Below are 18,993 nucleotides of genomic sequence, written 5' to 3'. Positions count from 1 at the left end.
GTTACGGCCATGTTCACAGGAATCATCACGCATATCGGTACGGTCCGCCGTATCGAAAAGGCCGGAGATACGCGCATGACCGTGTCGGCCGGCTTCGATATGGATAGCGTCGCGCTCGGAGCCTCCATTGCCTGCTCCGGCTGTTGCCTCACCGTTGTTGAAAAGGGGGACGGCTGGTTCGCTGCCGATGTCTCGGCGGAGACCCTCTCCAAGACCAATCTCGGCAACTGGGCCGAGGGCGCGCGGATTAATCTGGAGCGCGCCCTGAAAATGGGTGACGAGCTTGGCGGCCATATCGTCAGCGGCCATGTGGACGGGCTCGCGGAGATCCTGTCCATCACGCCGGAGGGAGACAGCCATCGTATTTCGCTCGGAATACCATTGGAACTGGCGGCTTTCGTGGCTCCCAAAGGCTCCGTCGTGCTGGATGGCATTTCCCTGACGGTGAATGAAGTCGATGGTCCCGGGGGTGGTTCCAACGCCGTCTCCTTCGGTGTGAACATCATCGAACACACCTGGAATGAGACCACGCTCGGCGATCGAAAGCCTGGCGATCATTTGAACATGGAAGTCGACATGCTTGCCCGCTATGTTGCGCGCCTGTTGGACGTCCGGGAACTACGGAATGACTGAAACGGCTGAACCGCTCGGCGAGCTTTACCGCACCGCACTCTCCTCCATTGAGGAGGTGGTCGAGGAAGCGCGCCAGGGCCGCATGTTCATCCTTGTCGATGACGAGGATCGCGAGAATGAGGGCGACCTCTGCATCCCCGCCCAGATGGCGACACCGGAAGCGATCAACTTCATGGCCAAGTATGGCCGCGGCTTGATCTGCCTTTCCATGGAGCGGGAGCGGATCGAGAAGCTCGGTCTGCCCCTGATGTCCTCGAACAACGGCACACGGCACGAAACCGCCTTCACCGTTTCCATCGAGGCCCGGGAAGGGGTGACGACCGGTATTTCGGCGCATGACCGGGCGCGTACCGTTCAGGTTGCCATCGATTCCAAATCGGCGCGGGACGATATCGTAACGCCGGGGCATGTGTTTCCGCTGATGGCCCGGGATGGCGGCACTTTGGTGCGGGCAGGGCATACGGAAGCCGTTGTCGATATCGCGCGGATGGCCGGGCTCAACCCGTCCGGCGTGATCTGCGAGATCATGAATGACGACGGCACCATGGCACGGCTGCCGGACCTGGTTCAGTTCGCGCAGTATCATGGCCTCAAGGTCGGAACGATCGCCGACCTGATCGAATATCGCCGGCGCACCGAATCCGTGGTGCAGCGCTCGGTCGAAACCACGCTCGACAGTGAGTACGGCGGCGACTGGCGGATGATCGTCTATGTCAACAAGATCACCTATGCCGAACATATAGCGCTGGTGAAGGGCGACATCACGAAGGGTGACCCGGTATTGGTCCGCATGCACGGGCTGAGCATCATGGAAGATGTTCTGGGCGACCGGACCGGGAAGCGGGCCGGCGGTGAGTTGCAGAACGCCATGCGTCAGATTGGTGAAGAGGGCTCCGGTGTCGTTGTCCTGATCCGCGAGCCGTCCGCGACGGCGCTTTCTGACCGGGTGCGCCGCAAGCTGCGGGCCGAGGTCGAGGGCAAGAAGACCGAAAATGAGCTGAGAGATTACGGTGTCGGCGCGCAGATCCTGCTGGATCTTGGCGTGCGCGATATGATTTTGCTGAGCAACCACGACCGCAATATCGTTGGCCTTGAGGGCTACGGTCTGAGCATGGTCGAGCGGCGCGGCGTTAAAACCGGGGACGAAGGAGCCGGCGAATGAGCCGCATTCTGATTGTCGAAGCGCGTTTCTATGAGGATATCGCGGACGAATTGGTGAAGGGTGCCATCGCGGCGCTCGAGGAAGCCAATGTGGAATTCGACCGGGTCGAGGTGCCGGGCGCGCTGGAAATTCCGGCGGCCATCGCGATTGCTTCGCAGCGCACGGACGGCGAGCCCTATGCGGGTTATGTTGCGCTCGGCTGCGTCATTCGTGGCGAGACGAGCCATTACGATTATGTCTGCGGCGAGAGCGCCCGTGGATTGCAGGATCTGGCGCTGTGGGAAGGTCTTTCCATCGGTAACGGTATCCTTACCGTGGAAAACCGGGACCAGGCGTGGGCCCGCGCGGCAGTAGACAAGAAAAACAAAGGCAAGGATGCGGCGGATGCCGCCCTCGCACTGGTGGCGCTGAAGCGCCGCTTCGGTGTCGAGTGAGCAAAAAAATGACAACTTCCAAAGAACGTCTCCCGGAACGCCAGCGTCGCACTGCGGCGCGTCTTGCCGCGGTTCAGAGCCTTTATCAGATGTCGATTACCGGCATTCCGGCGCCGCGGGTGATTGCGGAGTTCAAGGAGCTTCGCCTTGCCGGCGGTGAAGAGAATGAAAGTTTCGGCCCGGCAGATCATGCTTTCTATGAAAGGCTCACGGCTGGCGTCACGTCTGACCTGGAGACGGTAGACGGGCTTATTTCCGGAGCGCTTTCAGACGACTGGTCGATCGACCGTCTGGAGACGATTGTCCGGAATATCCTCGAATGCGGTGCGCACGAATTGCTGTCGCATGGCGATGTGCCGGCGGCGGTCGTGATTACCGAGTATGTCGATGTGGCACACGGATTCTTCTCGGAGAAGGAACCGGGCTTCATCAATGGTGTTCTGGACCGGATCGCCCGCACCTTGCGTGAGGGTGAGAAGGGGGCCGCTCCGTCCGGCTCCGAAAGCGAATAGGCATGTCCGGGCTCGGCGAGTTCGAGCGTATTGCGCGTTTTTTCACCCCTCTCGTTGAAGGCCAGAGCGATGCGCTGGGCCTGACCGATGATGCAGCCCTGGTGACACCGCCAGCCGGTAAGCGCATGGCGGTAACGGCGGATGCGCTGGTCGCAGGTGTCCATTTCCTGCCGGACGATCCGGCTGACCGCGTCGCGCGCAAAGCACTCCGGGTCAATATTTCCGATCTCGCTGCCATGGGCGCGGAGCCCTATGGCTACACGATCACGCTGGCCTTGCCGCGCGATATGGCGGATGCGGAGGCATGGATCGAACGCTTTGCCCGGGGGCAGGCCGAGGATCATGCGGAATATGGCATCAGGCTACTGGGAGGGGACAGCGTCTCGACGCCGGGGCCGCTGTCTATTTCCATTACGGCCTTCGGTTGGGTGCCCTCGGACCAGGCTTTGACACGCGGCGGAGCGCGGCCTGGTGACGATATTTATGTCTCCGGTACCATCGGGGATTCGTTTCTCGGACTGGCCGTGCTTCAGGGTGATGACTTTGATCTCGCAGAGTCCGAACGCGCTTTTCTGACAGACCGGTATCATCTTCCCCAGCCGCGACCGCGGCTCGGGCTGGCGCTGCTTGGTGTGACCGGCACTGCGCTCGACGTATCGGATGGCCTGCTTCAGGATTTGGGGCACATTTGCGAGGTTTCCAAGGTGGGTGCGGAAGTCGAACTTTCGCTCGTGCCGTTCTCTGGGTCGGGACAAAGGCTTGTGGCGGCCGGGCGTGTGCCGGCCGGAGACCTGGTGACGGGGGGAGATGATTACGAGTTGCTCTTCACGGCGCCTGAAAGTGCCCGGTCGGCTGTTTTCGAGCATGCCGGCAAGACCGGTATCCCGGTGACCCGGATCGGCAAGATACGCGCCGGTGACGGTGTGGATTTGCTGGATCAATCCGGAAAAATCATGGCCCTGGGCAGGCGGGGCTATACCCATGCCTGACAGGCGGGTTAAATGAAGCCATGAAAATCGTCGTCATCCTTGTCCTGTTACTCGTACTTGCCGGCGGCGGTGTGTTCGGCGTTTCCATGTTTGCTCCGGGGCTGCTGCCGCCGATGGTGCTCGAAATGCTGGGCAAGGAAGTACCGCCCGAAGGGGAGAAGGTCGAGGAACGTCCGACTGTGACGCAGTTGGTCGATCTGGAGCCGTTGAGCATTCCGATTTTCCGTGACGGTCAGGTGGACCGCTTTCTGGTTTTGCATCTGCTGATCGAAGTTCGCCCCGGTGCGGATTTCGAGCTGATCAACAGCAAGAAAGTCCGGATCATTGATGCCATCCTGAAATATGTGCATGCGCTTTCCTCGCTTGAGATCAAGCCGGGGGTGAATGACCGGGGCTTCCTGAAGCAGCGCCTCCTTGCAAAACTTGAAGAAATTGTCGGCAAGGGCGTCATTGTCGAGCTGTTGTTCCAGAACGTTTTCGAACGCCCTCTGTAAGGCTGAGGCCGTCTGCACGCATCCTGCGATCTGGCCGCCTTGCTGAAGCCATGCTACCAGACGGTCCCTGTTTTTTTGAAATGCGCAGACAATGACCAGCTCGGCTATCCCGGATCGCGACCCGACGGTTCGCAATGTAGTGCTTTTGGCTATCTGTCAGGCACTCGCCATGACCGGCATGTCCGTCAACATGACCGTGACGGCTCTTGTCGGCCAGCAGCTTGCATCCGATCCCGCCTGGGCCACGGTGCCCCTGGCCCTGCAATTTACTGCGACCATGCTGACGACATTGCCTGCGTCTTTCCTGATGCGTCGTATCGGCCGCCGTTCCGGTTTTGCTCTCGGTATCACCATCGGTATCGTGGGGGCGCTGACCGCGTTTCATGGCATCTTCGAGAAGAGCTTCCTGATCTTCACCGCCGGGTCGATGATGATCGGGTGCTTTCAGGGATTTGCCGTGTTTTACCGGCATGCGGCGGCGGACACGGCCAGTCAGGCTTTCCGCAGCAAGGCGATCTCCCTGGTTCTGGCCGGCGGTGTCTTTGCCGCGCTCGTTGGACCGGAACTCTCGAAATGGTCCTATGACCTGTTCACCCCGGTAATCTATGCGGGCTGTTTCATCATCGTCGCGTCCGTTCAGGCGCTGTCCTTCGCCTTTCTGTATTTCGTTCGCATCCCGCCGCCCGCTCTGCCGAGCGAAGGCGTGCATGTCCGTCCCCTGTCGGTCATCATCCGCCAGCCGACATTCCTGGTTGCTGCTATCGGTGCAATGATCGGCTACGGGGTCATGAGCTTTGTCATGACGGCGACTCCGCTTGCCATCATGGGGTGCGGGTACGAGTTTCGTGACGCGGCCTTCGTTATCCAGTGGCATGTGCTGGCCATGTATGCACCATCCTTCTTTACAGGCTCCCTGATCCAGCGATTCGGTGTTCGTCAGGTTATGCTGACGGGCGCCGTAATTCTGACAGGCGCCGTTGCCGTGAATATCAGCGGCATTGAAATCGAGCGGTTCTGGCTCGGCCTTGTCATGCTTGGTATCGGCTGGAATTTCATGTTCGTAGGCGGCACGTCTCTACTTGCGGAATGCCATACGCCTGAAGAACGGGCGAAGGTGCAGGGGCTGAACGATTTCCTAGTCTTTGGAACGGTTACGGCCTCGTCCTTCGCGTCCGGCGCCCTGCTTAATGCTTTTGGCTGGAATGCTGTAAATTACGGCGTGCTTCCGCTACTCGGAGTGGCCACGTCAGTGATTGCGTTTGCTCTCTGGCGTCAAAGGGCCAGCGCGCAAACATCACAGATGTAATTGCGTATTCAGTTAGACTCGCTTTACACCCTTAGATTTTTTGCTACGGTTTCATCCACTTCGATAGGTGGGGCGGGGACCGGCGAAATACTTTCCGCTGTCTGCCTTTTTCACCCTTCGATTTGAAGTGCCAGCCGGAGCCCGGCGTAAAGACCGGGCCTTGCTGGGAGGAAATGTGCACAAGAGGAAAGAAGGGTTTCGGATATGAGCGGAACTTTGGTGTTTGTCATCCTTTGCGGGGTGGCAGCCTTGCTCTATGGGCTTTGGGCTATCCGGTCGGTACTGGCCGCTGATGCCGGGTCTGCACGGATGCAGGAAATTGCGGGCGCGATCCAGGAAGGCGCTGCGGCATATCTTAACCGGCAATATACAACCATCGGCATCGTTGGAATCGTTGTTGCGGTCATTCTCGGGCTGACGCTTGGCATGACCGTCGCGATCGGCTTCATCATCGGGGCGATCCTGTCCGGCGCCGCTGGTTACATCGGCATGCATGTCTCTGTGCGTGCTAATGTCCGGACAACACAGGCTGCGACTATCGGTATGGCTCCGGCTCTTAACATCGCGTTCAAGTCCGGCGCTATTACCGGGATGCTTGTTGTCGGCCTCGGCTTGCTCGGCGTTGCCGGGTACTATGCGATCCTGCTCAATTACTACGATGCAGGCACCGAAGCTGGGCTCAGGCATATTCTGGAAGCGCTTGTCGCACTCAGTTTCGGCGCCTCCCTGATTTCCATCTTTGCCCGCCTTGGTGGCGGGATCTTCACAAAGGGAGCCGATGTCGGCGCCGATCTGGTCGGCAAGGTCGAGGCCGGTATCCCCGAGGACGATCCCCGGAACCCGGCGGTGATCGCCGACAATGTCGGCGACAATGTCGGCGACTGCGCGGGCATGGCGGCGGATCTGTTCGAGACCTACGCGGTGACCGTGGTGGCGACCATGCTGCTGGCGGCGATTTTCTTCACCGGCGAGGCCATGAGCCTGATGCTGACTTTCCCGCTCTTGATTGGCGCGGTCTGCATTCTGGCATCCGTGGTCGGGGCTTTCTTCGTCCGGCTCGGGTCCGACAAGAAGGTGATGAAGGCGCTTTATAAAGGCTTCATCGTCAGTGCCGTTCTGTCTGCGGTCCTGATTGGTGGGGTGATCAGCCAGACGCTTGGCTGGGATGCGCCGATGGCGATGAAGAACGGCCTGGAGGTAACCGGAAAAACGCTCTTCGGTTGCGCGATCGTCGGTCTTGTCGTCACCGGCCTCATTGTCTGGGTGACTGAATATTACACGTCGACCGAATACCGGCCGGTGCGATCAATCGCCAAATCCTCGGAAACGGGACACGGCACCAATGTGATCCAGGGGCTTGCGGTTTCCATGGAAGCCACGGCCCTTCCGGCACTGATCATTTCTGGCGGAATCATTGCGGCACATATGCTGGCCGGTGTCTTTGGCATTGGCATTGCCGCTACCACGATGCTGGCGCTTGCGGGCATGGTCGTGGCGCTGGATGCCTACGGTCCGGTAACGGACAATGCCGGCGGTATCGCGGAGATGGCGGACTTGCCCCCCGAGGTGCGTGAGATCACGGACGCGCTGGACGCCGTCGGCAACACCACCAAGGCGGTGACCAAGGGCTACGCGATCGGTTCCGCCGGTCTCGCCGCCCTGGTGCTGTTTGCGGCCTTCACCGAGGATCTTGCTCACTACTTCCCCGAACTGAACGTGACGTTCGAGTTGCAGGATCCCTATGTCGTGGTTGGCCTCTTTATCGGCGGTCTCTTGCCGTACCTGTTCGGTGCGCTTGGCATGCAGGCGGTCGGCCGGGCAGGTGGAGCCGTCGTGGAAGAAGTGCGGCGTCAGTTCCGTGAGCATCCGGGGATCATGAAGGGCACCGAAAAGCCCGAATATGGCCGGGCGGTCGACATGCTGACGAAAGCCGCGATCCGGGAGATGATCATCCCGTCGCTGCTGCCTGTGCTGGCTCCGGTCGTGGTCTACTTCGTGTTCAACATGATTGGTGGGCAGGGCGCGGCCTTCACCGCTGTTGGTGCCATGCTGCTCGGGACCATCGTCACCGGTATCTTCGTTGCCATCTCCATGACCGCAGGTGGCGGCGCCTGGGATAACGCGAAGAAATATATCGAGGACGGCAATCATGGCGGCAAGGGCTCGGAAGCCCATAAGGCTGCCGTCACGGGCGATACCGTCGGTGATCCCTACAAGGACACAGCCGGTCCTGCGGTGAACCCGATGATCAAGATCGCAAACATCGTGGCACTGCTGCTGCTTGCAGCGCTCGCTGCCTGAGGGCTGCAACCACACTTCAACGAAAAAGGCCCCGCTCTGGCGGGGCCTTTGACGTTTGAACGCTGTTACGGCTGTTAGTTTACTTCCTGATTGAAGCGCCCGACATTGCCGAGAAGCTGCTGCAGAATGGAAATTTTCTGCCCGGCGGTTTCAGTCTCCCGGTTCACATATTCAATCTGCTTGCCGTCTTCCTTGTTGAGCCGGCCGATGCTGTCGACAATGCCGGCTTCATCGAAGGAGATATAGATTACCCGCTGCTCGATGACTTCCTCGGCGAAGAAGGCCGACTGTTCGGTGTGGCGGGCGATATACATCCAGGTTTCCTGGCCGTATTCGCTTTCCGTCGAGGGGGAACCGAGCAGGGCAAGAACGCGCCCCTTGTCGCTTTTCCCGGGCTCAATGGCCGCGAGGTTGTCGATATCGACCAGATTACCGTGAATCTCGACCCTCGGCGTGCATGCCAGAAGAAGCATGGCAATCAGGGGGAAGGCGAGTCCGGTGCGCCAGAACGGAATGCGGCTCACTCACTGTCTCCGTTACGTCTCGTCATTGCCTGGAGGCTCGCGCTGTCATGAAATTTGCGCTAACGCTTGGGACGGCTGCGCTGCCCGGCTTTCTGGCGACAATTTGGGCACCGCCGAGGCCAAGGTCAACATTCCTCTTAGCCAGCGTTGACGGCGAAGGCCCGCACAGCCATTTTGCGGCCAATGCAAACCGGATTTGGAAAACTCCGCGTGTTCAGCAAGTTTTTTAAGCGTGATAAAGTCGACGACGCAGCCAGGGAAACCTATCAGGCCGTAATCCGGCAGGCGCGGCAGCCCGACTTTTATACCCGATACGGCGTACCGGATACTCTGGATGGGCGGTTCGACCTGCTTGTCCTGCATACGGTCCTCATTGTGCTCCGCCTGCGGAGGGATCGCGCCGAATCGGAGCGCTTTTCACAGGCCTTGTTCGACACTCTGTTCGTTGACCTTGATCAGTCCCTGCGGGAAATCGGCGTCAGCGACATGTCCGTGGGCAAGAAGGTGAAGCAGATGGGCAAGGCGTTCTACGGGCGCCTGGATGCCTATCGGCTGGGGCTGGAGGCTTCTTCGGAGGGGGATGGAGGCAGGCAGCTTGCCGATGCCCTTTACCGGAACCTGTACCGGGGACTGCCGGAGGCAGAGCCGCAGGGGGCACCGATGGCGGATTATGTGATACGGCAGGCCGAGCATCTCGATACGCTGTCCGTAGCAGAGATCGTCTCCGGTAAACTCAGCTTTACGTCACCGTAAATCGTGCACCTTGGACGGCTGCCCCTTTGTAGTGCTTGAGGGGGAGCCTCTCGAGGCATATTGTGCGCTTCCCATGGAAAAAATGCAGAACATCGAACTTTCCCGCCCGGTCCGGATCAAGGATCTGAAGAAACGGATCACTTATATCGATATAGAAGCTTCGGCCGAGGAGTGTCATGCTCTCGCCGAGCGTTTGGGGCTGCCAAAGATCAGCGGACTGCTGGCCAAGACCCGCGTCGAGCGCCTGGCACGTGACCGGGCCGTGCGCATAGAAGGGACGATTGTTGCAAATCTCTCTTACCGGTCCGTGGTTTCACTCGAGCCGTTCGATGCCGTCATTGATGAATCCTTCTCCGAGATTCTGAGCAACGAGGTATCACCGGAAACCGATACGGAAATCGAGCTTACGCCGGATGATGAAAATATGGGGTTGATCGAGGACGGCGGGTTTGACCTCGGCGAGGTCGTCTCCCAGAATTTGGCTCTGCTGCTTGATGAGCATCCGAGAAAACCGGGTGAAGTTGATGCTCCGGATGGTATTGTCTGGACGGACGAGGATGCAGAGGAAGCGGAGCCAAATCCGTTTTCGGTCTTGTCTGAAATGCGGGACCGCTTGCGAGATGGGGACTAAAAATATTGAATTTTTGTGAACCTTTGCATATGACCCTCGATCACCTGCCTTCCTCTGGTGTGACTATGTGGAAGGTTAATTACCAAGAGGTTTCGAAACGCGCCGTGTCGGCTGCGTCTTCAGCCCGGATGATGTCGAACATATGGTAGACGGTCCAACACTCGCCCTGGACGCCATGGGCGGCGATCACGCGCCTGACATTGTTGTTCGTGGAGCGGATATCGCTCTTGAGCGGTTGCCTGATCTCAAGTTGATTCTGGTCGGCGATGAATCGAAAGTGCGCCCGCTGATCGAGAAGACCAAGCGGTTGCGTAACAGCGACTACACGCTGGTCCATACGGACAAGGAAGTCGGGGCCTCGGAAAAACCTTCCGTGGCTTTGCGGTCCGGCCGTGACTCAAGCATGCGCATTGCGATCAATCAGGTTGCCGAAGGCAAGGCGAACGGCGTGGTATCCGCCGGCAATACCGGCGCGCTGATGGCCATGTCGAAATTCGTGCTCCGGATGTGTCCGGGTATCGAGCGGCCTGCGATTGCCAGTTTCTTCCCTACAAAACGGGGAGAGACCTGCATGCTGGATCTCGGTGCCAATGTCGATTGCGACGCGGAGAACCTGTTCCAGTTCGCTTTGATGGGAGAGATCTTCTCCCGCATGGTCCTCGGCCTCAACAAACCGACTGTCGGTCTGCTGAATGTCGGCAGTGAGGAGCAGAAGGGCAGCGAAGCCGTGCGCGGTGCCGCGGCCAAGTTGCGTGAGATCAAGTCCGAGAATTTCGAATATATCGGCTTTGTCGAAGGCGATGACATCACGGCCGGAACGGTCGACGTGATTGTCACCGACGGTTTTTCCGGAAATATCGCGCTGAAAACAGCCGAGGGCACGTCTCGGATGATCACGCAGTTCCTGCGTGATGCGTTCAGCTCCTCCTGGTCCGCGCGGATCGGCTACCTGCTGTGCCGCGGCGCGCTGGAGCAGATGCGCAAACGGCTCGACCCCCGGCGCTACAACGGCGCCGTCTTTCTTGGCCTTAATGGTATCAGTGTGAAGAGCCATGGCGGTACCGACGCGCTCGGTTTCGCCAATGCTGTTTGCGTGGCTGCCGATATGTGCCGATATGACTTCCTGGACAAAGTAAAAGAAGAGATCGCGCTGTACGGAAGTTCCGAAAGCGCGGCCCTGACACGCCAGACATCGGTAGCTTCATGACCCTTAAAAAGTCTCTGCTGATCGGCTGCGGCTCCTATTTGCCGCAGCGGATCGTGACGAATGACGAACTCTCCAAGACCGTGGATACCTCTGACGAGTGGATCACGAAGCGGACAGGGATCAAGCAGCGTCATATTGCGGCGGATGGTGAAACCACCTCCGATCTTGCGGTAAATGCGGGGCGGGATGCGCTGACGCGCGCCGGGATGACCGTTGACGATATCGATCTGATCATCGTCGCCACAACCACACCGGACGATACCTTCCCGTCGACCGCGACGAAGGTGCAGGCCAAGCTTGGTATGGAGCATGGCGCGGCTTTCGACATTCAGGCGGTCTGTGCCGGCTTCATCTATGCGCTGGCAACGGCGGATAATTTCATCAAGGCCGGGCAGGCGCGTGCCGTGCTGGTTATCGGTGCCGAGACCTTCAGCCGCATTCTGGATTGGGAAGATCGCACGACCTGCGTTCTTTTCGGCGACGGCGCGGGGGCTATCGTGTTGCGCGCCGCGGAAGGTGACGAGACGGAGAGCAACTTCGGTGTGATGTCCACCCATCTGCACTCCGATGGCAGGCACCGTGATGTCCTTTACGTTGATGGCGGTCCGTCATCGAGCCAGACCGTTGGTCATGTCCGCATGGCCGGGCAGGAGGTGTTCCGGCACGCTGTCTCCAAGCTGTCTGGCGTGATCGATGAGGCGCTTTCCGCCAACGGGCTGGATTCCTCGACCGTCGACTGGTTGATCCCGCACCAGGCGAACAGCCGTATTATCAAGAGCATGGCGCAGAAAATGAAATTGCCGGAAGAGAAGGTGGTTTCAACGATCGACAGGCATGCGAACACCTCGGCCGCCTCGGTTCCGCTGGCGCTGACGGAGGCTGTTATCGACGGTCGTGTGAAGAATGGCGATCTGGTGCTGTTCGAAGCGATTGGCGGAGGGCTGGTTTGGGGCGCCGGGCTGGTCCGAATCGGCGCTCCGTGAATACCGTATAGCGGTCGCTAATCTACCGGAAATTATCTTGTCAAACGACAAGCGGAATGTCTTAATTTGCTGCTAAATCAGAGCGGTAGAGGCCGATTCGAATCCGCTTTCCGGAACGGTGATTTGGGACTTCACACGGTTCGACATTAGTTCAGAAAACCGCTCCAAATTCCTGTAATAAGTAGATTAATTGACTGTCCCGAATTTCCACGATACTTTGGTCCTTCAAGGATGGGGGTGGCAATGACTGGTAAGACGGTTACACGAGCTCAATTGAGCGAGGCGGTGTATCAGGAAGTCGGTCTTTCTCGTAATGAGTCTGCCGAACTGGTTGAGTTGGTGCTCGAGGAAATCGCGCAATCCTTGTCGCGTGACGAGGTAGTGAAGATCTCTTCATTCGGAAGCTTTCTTGTCCGCCAGAAGGGTGAGCGTATCGGTCGGAATCCGAAGACCGGTGAAGAGGTTCCGATCCTGCCGCGTAAAGTCCTGGTCTTCAGGCCTTCCCACGTCCTCAAGAATCGGATCAACGAAGGGCTTGGCGGAGACGCCGGGTGAGTAGGGAGGCATGACGCCTTATGGCTATGCAGACCGACCATCAAAGCACTGGGACTCGTAGAAACGGCAAGTCGGCCTCCGCTTTTCGGACGATCAGCGAAGTCGCCGATGATCTGGACGTGCCGCCGCATGTCTTGCGTTTCTGGGAAACCAAGTTCTCTCAAGTGCGACCGCTGAAACGCGGGGGTGGACGCCGGTATTATCGACCGGAAGACGTTGCGCTTCTGCGTCGTATCCGCACCTTGCTGTATCAAGACGGCTATACCATCAAGGGGGTCCAGAAACTCCTGAAGGATGGCGGCGCCCGCGCGGCCATGCGGCATGATGAAGGCGGTGAGTACGATCCGGAGATTCCGGGACCCTCCACTGCTGCCCGTACGGCAGAGGACAGCGAGCCTACCCTCCCGCTCGAAACGGCGATACAGAATGCGGCCGATGCGGAAGCCGCTCCGATCGGTACGGACGCACTGCAGGAGGTGCGTGCTGCTCTCGGTGAGCTGCAATCCTTGAAAAAAGCCCTGGATAAGGTGCGCCGCTAAGCGCCGATATCCCGCCAATAACATCTATGATCCATGGCAAGCCTGAAGGCGCTTGCGTCTGGCTGTCCAACGGGCTAGAGAAACCCCTCCAGATCGGTCGGAGCGTAGCGCAGCCTGGTAGCGCACTTCACTGGGGGTGAAGGGGTCGTGGGTTCGAATCCCGCCGCTCCGACCAAATCTCGGCATAATCAGAAATTGGTTGGCGTTTTATGGCCACGGTGTCTCGACCGTGACCATACCGACGCGCTTGAAATAAGAGCCAAAATTGGTGTCCGGACCAACCAGGTTGTGTACCAGCCTGGCGATTTGCATGCGCCGCTCCGGAACACGATAGGGCGCGGTCTCCGTATTCAGGGGCTGAGGCATAATGCATCGCCAGTTATCGACGGCGATCAGCTTTTCCCGATAGACCAGAGAGCCGTTGAACAGGAAGTCGAGGATGACTGTGTCTCCCCGCTTATTTGCCAGCTTGTCCAGCCAGGGCTCATTGTAGTTTTTGTTTGCGACTAGTCCCCAGGCCATCGAGAACCGGATATCTTCGGTGAAGTTCAGCAGCACATTGTGCTCTTGCAACTCGAAATCCGAGCCGGGCGTCCGGGACGGGACGATGCGGTGCATGAAGGTCGGGACGTTCGAGGCACGCCATTGGGCAGGCTTGCTGCCGATAATGGTGCTCAGATATTCCTCAAGGGTCATTCCGCCTCCCTGAGCGGCTTTTATGGATCGTTAAGCGGCTGTTCCGGTTTGGAGCCGCGAGGGCGCCTAGCGTGCGTTTCCTCCGGCGAGGATGGCGCGGCCCTGATTGGTGAGTTTGCAGACCAGCCAGTTGGGTTTCAGCGGGTTCTCGAACCAGGGTTCAGCCCAGCCATTGTTGAGGCAGGACTGTACCATGCGATCATTGACCCTCTGCCCTTCCGTTGTGAAGAGCGGCAGCTTCCCGCCCGGCTCCTCAAGGCCGCGTGCGAGCCAGGAAATTTGAGCCTTCGTCGGGCGTTTGTCCTTGCTGGGCGGCGGTGTGTCGGATGTAGAGGGCATTTTTATGGTTTCCGGCAGCCCAAACCACGGGCAGGTCGGTCAGTATCGTAAATACCTGCCGGAATGAGTCAAATGCACAAAGAGGAGTTGTGAAACTCTTACCTTACTGCGACGGTTGGGCATTCATGTTTTCGTGGAACATCGCCATGAGTCCTCTCTCGGATCGTTTATCGCTCGGCTTTTCCAGCATCGGGCATTTTTATTCGCATTTCTTCATGCTGCTTTACCCGACGGCGGTCATCGCGTTGCAGCCGGTTTTCAACGCGCCGTATCACGAGCTCATCGGGCTGATGTTCCTTGGTAATCTGATGTTCGGGCTCTGTGCCATCCCGGCCGGTTATCTTGGCGACCGCTGGAGTGCGACGGGAATGATGGTGGTGTTCTTCCTTGGCACCGGCTCCATGTCGATTCTCACCGGATTTGCGACCTCGCTGTTCCAGATTGCGGCCGGTCTGACGGCGATCGGTTTTTTTGCCGCTATTTATCATCCGGTCGGCATCGCCTGGGTCGCGCGGCACGTGACGAATCGCGGCAAGGCTCTTGGGATCAACGGTGTTTTCGGCAGCCTGGGAGTGGGCTCCGCTCCACTGATCGCCGCTCTGCTTTCGGACCTCGGCTCGTGGCGCCTCGCCTTCATCCTTCCGGGGATCATCTGCGTCATGACCGGCCTGTTTCTGACCCTGGGCGTCTGGAAGGGCTGGATCGAGCACGATACACGCAAGGGCAAGCCCGCGGCCTCCGAGTCCTCCCGCAAGGATATGCGGCGCGGAGCGCTGGCTCTGGCGGTAACGGTGTGCTGCTCGGGCCTGATCTATCAGGCAACCTCCTTCGCGCTGCCGAAGCTGTTCGAGGACCGTCTTGGCTCGGGTGAGGGGCTTGTCGGGATCGGCCTGCTGGTCTCGGCGATCTATTTCTGCTCCGGAGGGGCACAGATCGCGGGCGGATGGCTTGCCGACAAGTTCAACAAGAAGCGGGTCTATGTCATTGCCTGGATCTTGCAGATCCCGCTTCTGGTGATCGTGGCGTCGCTTAACGGGTGGCTGCTATTCCCGGTCGCGATCTGCATGGTCTTGTCGAACACGATTGCGGTTCCAACCGAGAATGCGCTGTTCGCCCGCTTTTCTCCGCCGGCCTGGAGAGGCACTGCGTTCGGTGTGAAATTTCTGCTGACGCTTGGTGTTTCGGCCGGCGCTGTCCCCTTGCTTGCCTGGGTCTACAGCGCGACCGGGGACTTCCAGTGGCTGTTCCTGATCCTGGGGGCATTGGCGGCGACTGCACTTGCGGCAGCCGCTCTGCTGCCGACGGAAGAGGTGCGGAGCGCATCGGAGCTGGCTGCGGAGCCGGCTGAGTAAGGCGACTTTAAAGGCTTGCCGTAAGAGTCTGTTTCACGACAATAATAAAACGTTTCACGGCGACTTCCTTCGCCGTGAAACGTTTGTGAAACGCTGGACTAGCTCGTCCGGGCGGCGAACTTGACGGCTTCCTCGGCGGCACGGAACAGGGCGCGGGCCTTGTTCACCGATTCCTGATATTCGCCTTCAGGATCACTGTCGGCGACCACACCGCCACCTGCCTGGACATACATGGTGCCGTCTTTCACCACAGCTGTGCGCAGGGCGATACAGGTATCCATCGAGCCGTTGGCGCTGAAATAGCCGACGGCACCGGCATAGACACCGCGCCTGGATTTCTCCAGCTCGTCGATGATTTCCATCGCCCGCACCTTCGGCGCGCCGGAGACGGTTCCGGCCGGGAAACCGCCCCAGAGAGCATCGACCGCATCCAGTTCATCCCGCAGCTTGCCGTCCACATGGGAGGCGATATGCATGACGTGGGAATAATATTCGATGACGAACTGTTCGATGACCTTGACCGTGCCGATCTTGGCGACCCGTCCAACATCGTTTCGCCCGAGATCGAGCAGCATCAGATGCTCGGCGCGTTCCTTCGGATCGGACAGCAGCTCTTCGGCCAGCGCCTTGTCTTCCTCGGCCGTCGCCCCGCGCTTGCGGGTGCCGGCTAGGGGACGCAGCGTGACGTCGCCATCGCGCACCCGGACCAGAATTTCCGGGCTGGAGCCGACGATCGAGAAGTCGCCGAAATCGAAGTAGAACAGGAACGGTGACGGGTTAAGCCGGCGCAGAGAGCGATAGAGCGCCAGCGGCGGCAGCTTGAACGGGACGGAGAAACGCTGCGAGGGAACAACCTGGAAGGCGTCTCCGGCGGCGATATAGTCCTTCGCCTTTTCCACCATCTGGTGGAATTCCTCATGCGTCGTATTCGAGGTCGGCTCGGGCAGGGGCGTCGCTTCGCCGACACCTTGCCGTGCAAGCGGCAGGTTCCGGTCGAAATCCTGGAGAACATCCGCCAGCAGAGTCCGGGCCGCATCATAGGCGGCTTCGGCGGACATGCCTTCGCTCGGCCGCACGGGGGTTACGATGGTAACGACATCCTCAAGCCGGTCGAAGATACAGATCACCGTCGGACGCAGGAACAAGCCGTCCGGAACGCCGAGGTCGTCCGGATTCTCGTCCGGAATGCGCTCTGCCAGCCGAACCGCATCATATCCCATATAGCCGAACAGGCCGGAAGCCATGGGCGGCAGGCCTTCAGGCAGATCGATTTCCGATTCCGCGAGAAGGCTGCGGAATGAGGTCAGCGGGTCTTCGGGGCAGGGCTCGAAGGCATGCGGATCGATCCGGGCCTGCCGGTTGATTTCCGCCTGCTTTTTCTTGAAGCGCCAGATCACGTCGGGCCGCAGGCCGATGATCGAGAAGCGCCCGCGCACGCTGCCGCCTTCGACGGATTCCAGCAGGAAGGAATTGGCCCTGCGCTCAGCCAGCTTCATCATCGCCGAGACCGGGGTCTCCAGGTCGGCAACAAGCGTCGTCCAGACAACCTGTGGAGCCCCGTCCTCGTAAGTCCTGGAGAACGGGGCGCGTTCCGGGGAGACCTGCATCAGAACAGCCCGCCGCTCTGCTGCGAGGAAATTGCGCCACTCTGATCCACGCCCTCGATGACGCTGAGCGGCAGGGCAGGGTTGATGGAAACATCATGGTTCTTGCGCAGCGCGGCAATCAGAAGCTCGACCGCATCCGACGCGATCCCGGCCTTGACCTGTTGGCCAAGCGGGTCCGTGACATCGCTGCTCAGTTCGGCGGTCCGGATTTCGGAAAGCTCGGTGACATAGACCTGAGTCAGGTCCTCTGATATGCCGATATCACCGACCTTGAGGCCGAATGCGATTTCCGCGACATCCGCCGGAGCGCCATCAGGAAGGCCATCACCCGTGCGGGTGAACGGCTCGGTCGTGATGATGTCGTATCCGGCTTCTTTCGCGGCGGCCGTGAGGCCTCCGCTTGCCGATGCTTTCGACAGCTCCTGTGCCCGGGCCAGATTTGCATTGGCCCGCTGCTCTTCCATGTAGTTGAGTTTCACCTGCTCCTTCACGTCCTCAAGAGGACGGATCGCGGATTCGGAAATTCCGTCAACGCGCAGGATGAAGTAACCGCCGTTGCGGGTCTCTTCAAGCTGGCTCTGGTCCTTCAGCGGGGTTGCGAAAAGCGTGGTGCGGAAGGCGGGATCACGGGCAATGCCGTCAACCTGATTACCCTCGGCATCGCGGCCCTGATTATCGAGTGCGGCAAACGTCTGCACATCGACATCGACCGTTTTCGCGGCTTCCTCGATGGTGGCGCCGCCAGCCAGGGCGTCCTCGATCTGGTTGGCGATCTCGAAGATCCGGTCCAGCGCGTCATTATGTGCAAGATCCGTCTTGAGCCGGTCTTTCACATCCGCGTAGGGCTGCGTGCTTTCGTCGGTGATATTCGTCACCCGGAAAATGTGCCAGCCAAGATCGCTCTGGACGGGCGCCGTCGGGACATTCAGTTCGGCGCCGAAGATCGAATCGGCAAGCGCCGTTCCGTCGAGATCGCTGCGGGTTACCGTACCGAGGGACAGGGCTCCGGCGGGCAAGTCCGCGATGTCCTTGGCGACGGCCTCGAAGCTCTGCCCCTCATTCAGAGCTGCGGCGGCTTTGTCCGCAGTCTCCTTGTCGGAGAGGAAGATCTGGTCAACGGTGCGCCGCGCGTCGGTGCGGAACTCGTCAAGCCGCGCTTCATAGGATTCGTGCAGACGGTCTTCGGATACCTCGATATCCGCCGCCAATGCATCGGCGGTCAGCGAAAGCACGGTCGCGGAACGGTATTCCGGCGCCCGGTATCTTTCCTTGTTTTCGTTATAGAAATTGTCGAGCTGGCTGTCGGTCGGTGCCGCAGGTTCCGGCAGGCTTTTCACGTCGAGGGCAACCAGCTTGGCCAGGCGGCGCTCGTTCCGGTAGCTGTAGAGCAGATCCGTCTGGACAGCGGGCGCCGCGATACCGGCGGTCACAGCATTGACGATCTGGTCGCGCATGATTTCTTCCCGGAGCAGCCGGACGAAGGCGTCTTCGCTCAACTGGGCGCGGTACAGAACCTGACGGAAAAGATCCGGGTTGAACTGGCCGGTCTGGTCCTTGAAGGCCGGCATTTCGCCGATGCGCTGGCGCACCAGATCCTCGCCGACGGCAAGACCGAGGTCATCGCTTTCGGCAATGAAGAGGGCGCGGTTGGCAAGATCGTCCATGACCTGTTCGAGCAGGCCGATCTCGGCTGCTTCCTGTGCGGTCATCTGCAGGCCGGTCGTGCGCCGGACGCGCTCGAACTCGTCCAGCACTTCGGCTGTCGTGATTTCGACGCTGCCGACTTCGATCGCAGCCTTGCCGGTCGGCGAGCCGAGGAAAATATCCCCGATACCCCAGACAGCGAAGGATGCAATCAGCAGAACAAACAGCGCCTTGACGAAGATCGATGTGACGCGGGATCGGATCAGTTGAAGCATGAGTAACGTCGCGGCCTTTTCGGGTTTCACGGCCCCCAATGGGGAGGCGCATCATAG

General features: G+C 59.6%; 21 protein-coding genes and 1 tRNA gene. 16 read left to right on the top strand and 6 right to left on the bottom strand.

The window, feature by feature from the left end; genetic code table 11:
* Positions 1–9 precede the first annotated feature (9 nt).
* The 8 genes from AAC126_RS09585 (at position 10) to AAC126_RS09550 (ending at position 7,831) form a co-directional block, all read left to right on the top strand.
* On the top strand, positions 10–633 hold the full coding sequence (locus AAC126_RS09585; RefSeq protein WP_339852660.1) for a riboflavin synthase: 624 nt from the start codon (positions 10–12) through the stop codon (positions 631–633).
* The gene (ribB, locus tag AAC126_RS09580; protein ID WP_339852657.1) at positions 626–1,795 is read left to right on the top strand and encodes a 3,4-dihydroxy-2-butanone-4-phosphate synthase; all 1,170 of its coding nucleotides are present in this window, start codon (positions 626–628) and stop codon (positions 1,793–1,795) included. The genes AAC126_RS09585 and ribB overlap by 8 nt, the downstream gene beginning before the upstream one ends.
* Complete coding sequence (locus tag AAC126_RS09575) at positions 1,792–2,229, top strand: 6,7-dimethyl-8-ribityllumazine synthase (RefSeq protein ID WP_339852654.1); 438 nt, start codon at positions 1,792–1,794, stop codon at positions 2,227–2,229. The genes ribB and AAC126_RS09575 overlap by 4 nt, the downstream gene beginning before the upstream one ends.
* An 8-nt stretch (positions 2,230–2,237) precedes the next feature.
* Positions 2,238–2,741, top strand: a complete 504-nt coding sequence (gene nusB / locus AAC126_RS09570) for a transcription antitermination factor NusB (protein WP_339852651.1) — start codon at positions 2,238–2,240, stop codon at positions 2,739–2,741.
* A 2-nt stretch (positions 2,742–2,743) separates the two neighbouring features.
* Positions 2,744–3,730, top strand: a complete 987-nt coding sequence (gene thiL / locus AAC126_RS09565) for a thiamine-phosphate kinase (RefSeq protein WP_339852649.1) — start codon at positions 2,744–2,746, stop codon at positions 3,728–3,730.
* Between the two features lie 20 nt (positions 3,731–3,750).
* On the top strand, positions 3,751–4,224 hold the full coding sequence (locus AAC126_RS09560) for a flagellar basal body-associated FliL family protein (protein ID WP_339852647.1): 474 nt from the start codon (positions 3,751–3,753) through the stop codon (positions 4,222–4,224).
* Between the two features lie 91 nt (positions 4,225–4,315).
* On the top strand, positions 4,316–5,530 hold the full coding sequence (locus AAC126_RS09555; protein ID WP_339852644.1) for an MFS transporter: 1,215 nt from the start codon (positions 4,316–4,318) through the stop codon (positions 5,528–5,530).
* Between the two features lie 204 nt (positions 5,531–5,734).
* Positions 5,735–7,831: a sodium-translocating pyrophosphatase gene (locus AAC126_RS09550; RefSeq protein ID WP_339852642.1), complete on the top strand. Its 2,097-nt coding sequence runs from the start codon at positions 5,735–5,737 to the stop codon at positions 7,829–7,831.
* Between the two features lie 74 nt (positions 7,832–7,905).
* On the opposite strand, the gene bamE is transcribed toward AAC126_RS09550, so the two are convergent.
* A complete protein-coding gene (bamE, locus tag AAC126_RS09545) occupies positions 7,906–8,355 on the bottom strand; it encodes an outer membrane protein assembly factor BamE (protein WP_339852639.1) in 450 nt (149 codons plus the stop codon).
* Between the two features lie 45 nt (positions 8,356–8,400).
* Positions 8,401–8,718: a hypothetical protein gene (locus AAC126_RS09540; protein WP_339852692.1), complete on the bottom strand. Its 318-nt coding sequence runs from the start codon at positions 8,716–8,718 to the stop codon at positions 8,401–8,403.
* Here AAC126_RS09540 and AAC126_RS09535 point away from each other — a divergent pair.
* From AAC126_RS09535 to AAC126_RS09505, 7 genes are all read left to right on the top strand, one after another.
* Positions 8,632–9,108: a ubiquinol-cytochrome C chaperone family protein gene (locus AAC126_RS09535; protein WP_339852690.1), complete on the top strand. Its 477-nt coding sequence runs from the start codon at positions 8,632–8,634 to the stop codon at positions 9,106–9,108. The genes AAC126_RS09540 and AAC126_RS09535 overlap by 87 nt on opposite strands.
* Positions 9,109–9,190: 82 nt before the next feature.
* Complete coding sequence (locus AAC126_RS09530; protein ID WP_339852638.1) at positions 9,191–9,739, top strand: DUF177 domain-containing protein; 549 nt, start codon at positions 9,191–9,193, stop codon at positions 9,737–9,739.
* A 142-nt stretch (positions 9,740–9,881) separates the two neighbouring features.
* Complete coding sequence (gene plsX, locus AAC126_RS09525; protein ID WP_339852637.1) at positions 9,882–10,946, top strand: phosphate acyltransferase PlsX; 1,065 nt, start codon at positions 9,882–9,884, stop codon at positions 10,944–10,946.
* Positions 10,943–11,929: a beta-ketoacyl-ACP synthase III gene (locus AAC126_RS09520; protein ID WP_339852636.1), complete on the top strand. Its 987-nt coding sequence runs from the start codon at positions 10,943–10,945 to the stop codon at positions 11,927–11,929. Before plsX ends, AAC126_RS09520 begins: the two co-directional genes overlap by 4 nt.
* Positions 11,930–12,172: 243 nt before the next feature.
* Positions 12,173–12,484 (top strand): integration host factor subunit alpha, encoded by a 312-nt coding sequence (locus AAC126_RS09515; protein WP_339852634.1) that lies wholly within the window; start codon positions 12,173–12,175, stop codon positions 12,482–12,484.
* A 20-nt stretch (positions 12,485–12,504) separates the two neighbouring features.
* Positions 12,505–13,023 carry a MerR family transcriptional regulator gene (locus AAC126_RS09510; protein WP_339852632.1) on the top strand — a complete coding sequence of 173 codons (519 nt, stop codon included), beginning with the start codon at positions 12,505–12,507 and terminating at the stop codon, positions 13,021–13,023.
* A gap of 98 nt (positions 13,024–13,121) precedes the next feature.
* A tRNA-Pro gene (locus AAC126_RS09505) sits at positions 13,122–13,198 on the top strand.
* Positions 13,199–13,230: 32 nt separating this feature from the next.
* On the opposite strand, the gene AAC126_RS09500 is transcribed toward AAC126_RS09505, so the two are convergent.
* Positions 13,231–13,719, bottom strand: coding sequence for a hypothetical protein (locus tag AAC126_RS09500; protein ID WP_339852631.1), 489 nt, complete (start codon positions 13,717–13,719; stop codon positions 13,231–13,233).
* 66 nt (positions 13,720–13,785) lie between these two features.
* Positions 13,786–14,058 (bottom strand): hypothetical protein, encoded by a 273-nt coding sequence (locus AAC126_RS09495; protein ID WP_339852629.1) that lies wholly within the window; start codon positions 14,056–14,058, stop codon positions 13,786–13,788.
* 146 nt (positions 14,059–14,204) lie between these two features.
* On the opposite strand from AAC126_RS09495, the gene AAC126_RS09490 reads away from it, so the two are divergent.
* Positions 14,205–15,410: an MFS transporter gene (locus tag AAC126_RS09490; RefSeq protein ID WP_339852626.1), complete on the top strand. Its 1,206-nt coding sequence runs from the start codon at positions 14,205–14,207 to the stop codon at positions 15,408–15,410.
* Between the two features lie 98 nt (positions 15,411–15,508).
* On the opposite strand, the gene trpE is transcribed toward AAC126_RS09490, so the two are convergent.
* The gene (trpE, locus tag AAC126_RS09485; protein WP_339852624.1) at positions 15,509–17,017 is read right to left on the bottom strand and encodes an anthranilate synthase component I; all 1,509 of its coding nucleotides are present in this window, start codon (positions 17,015–17,017) and stop codon (positions 15,509–15,511) included.
* A complete protein-coding gene (locus tag AAC126_RS09480) occupies positions 17,017–18,936 on the bottom strand; it encodes a SurA N-terminal domain-containing protein (protein WP_339852621.1) in 1,920 nt (639 codons plus the stop codon). The genes trpE and AAC126_RS09480 overlap by 1 nt, the downstream gene beginning before the upstream one ends.
* Positions 18,937–18,993 lie beyond the last annotated feature (57 nt).

The sequence above is a fragment of the uncultured Nisaea sp. genome, from assembly GCF_963974195.1.
In the GTDB taxonomy this organism is placed as follows: Bacteria; Pseudomonadota; Alphaproteobacteria; order Thalassobaculales; family Thalassobaculaceae; genus Nisaea.
Note: the sequence above shows the minus strand (reverse complement) of the source record. Positions and strands in the feature narration are given on the sequence as shown.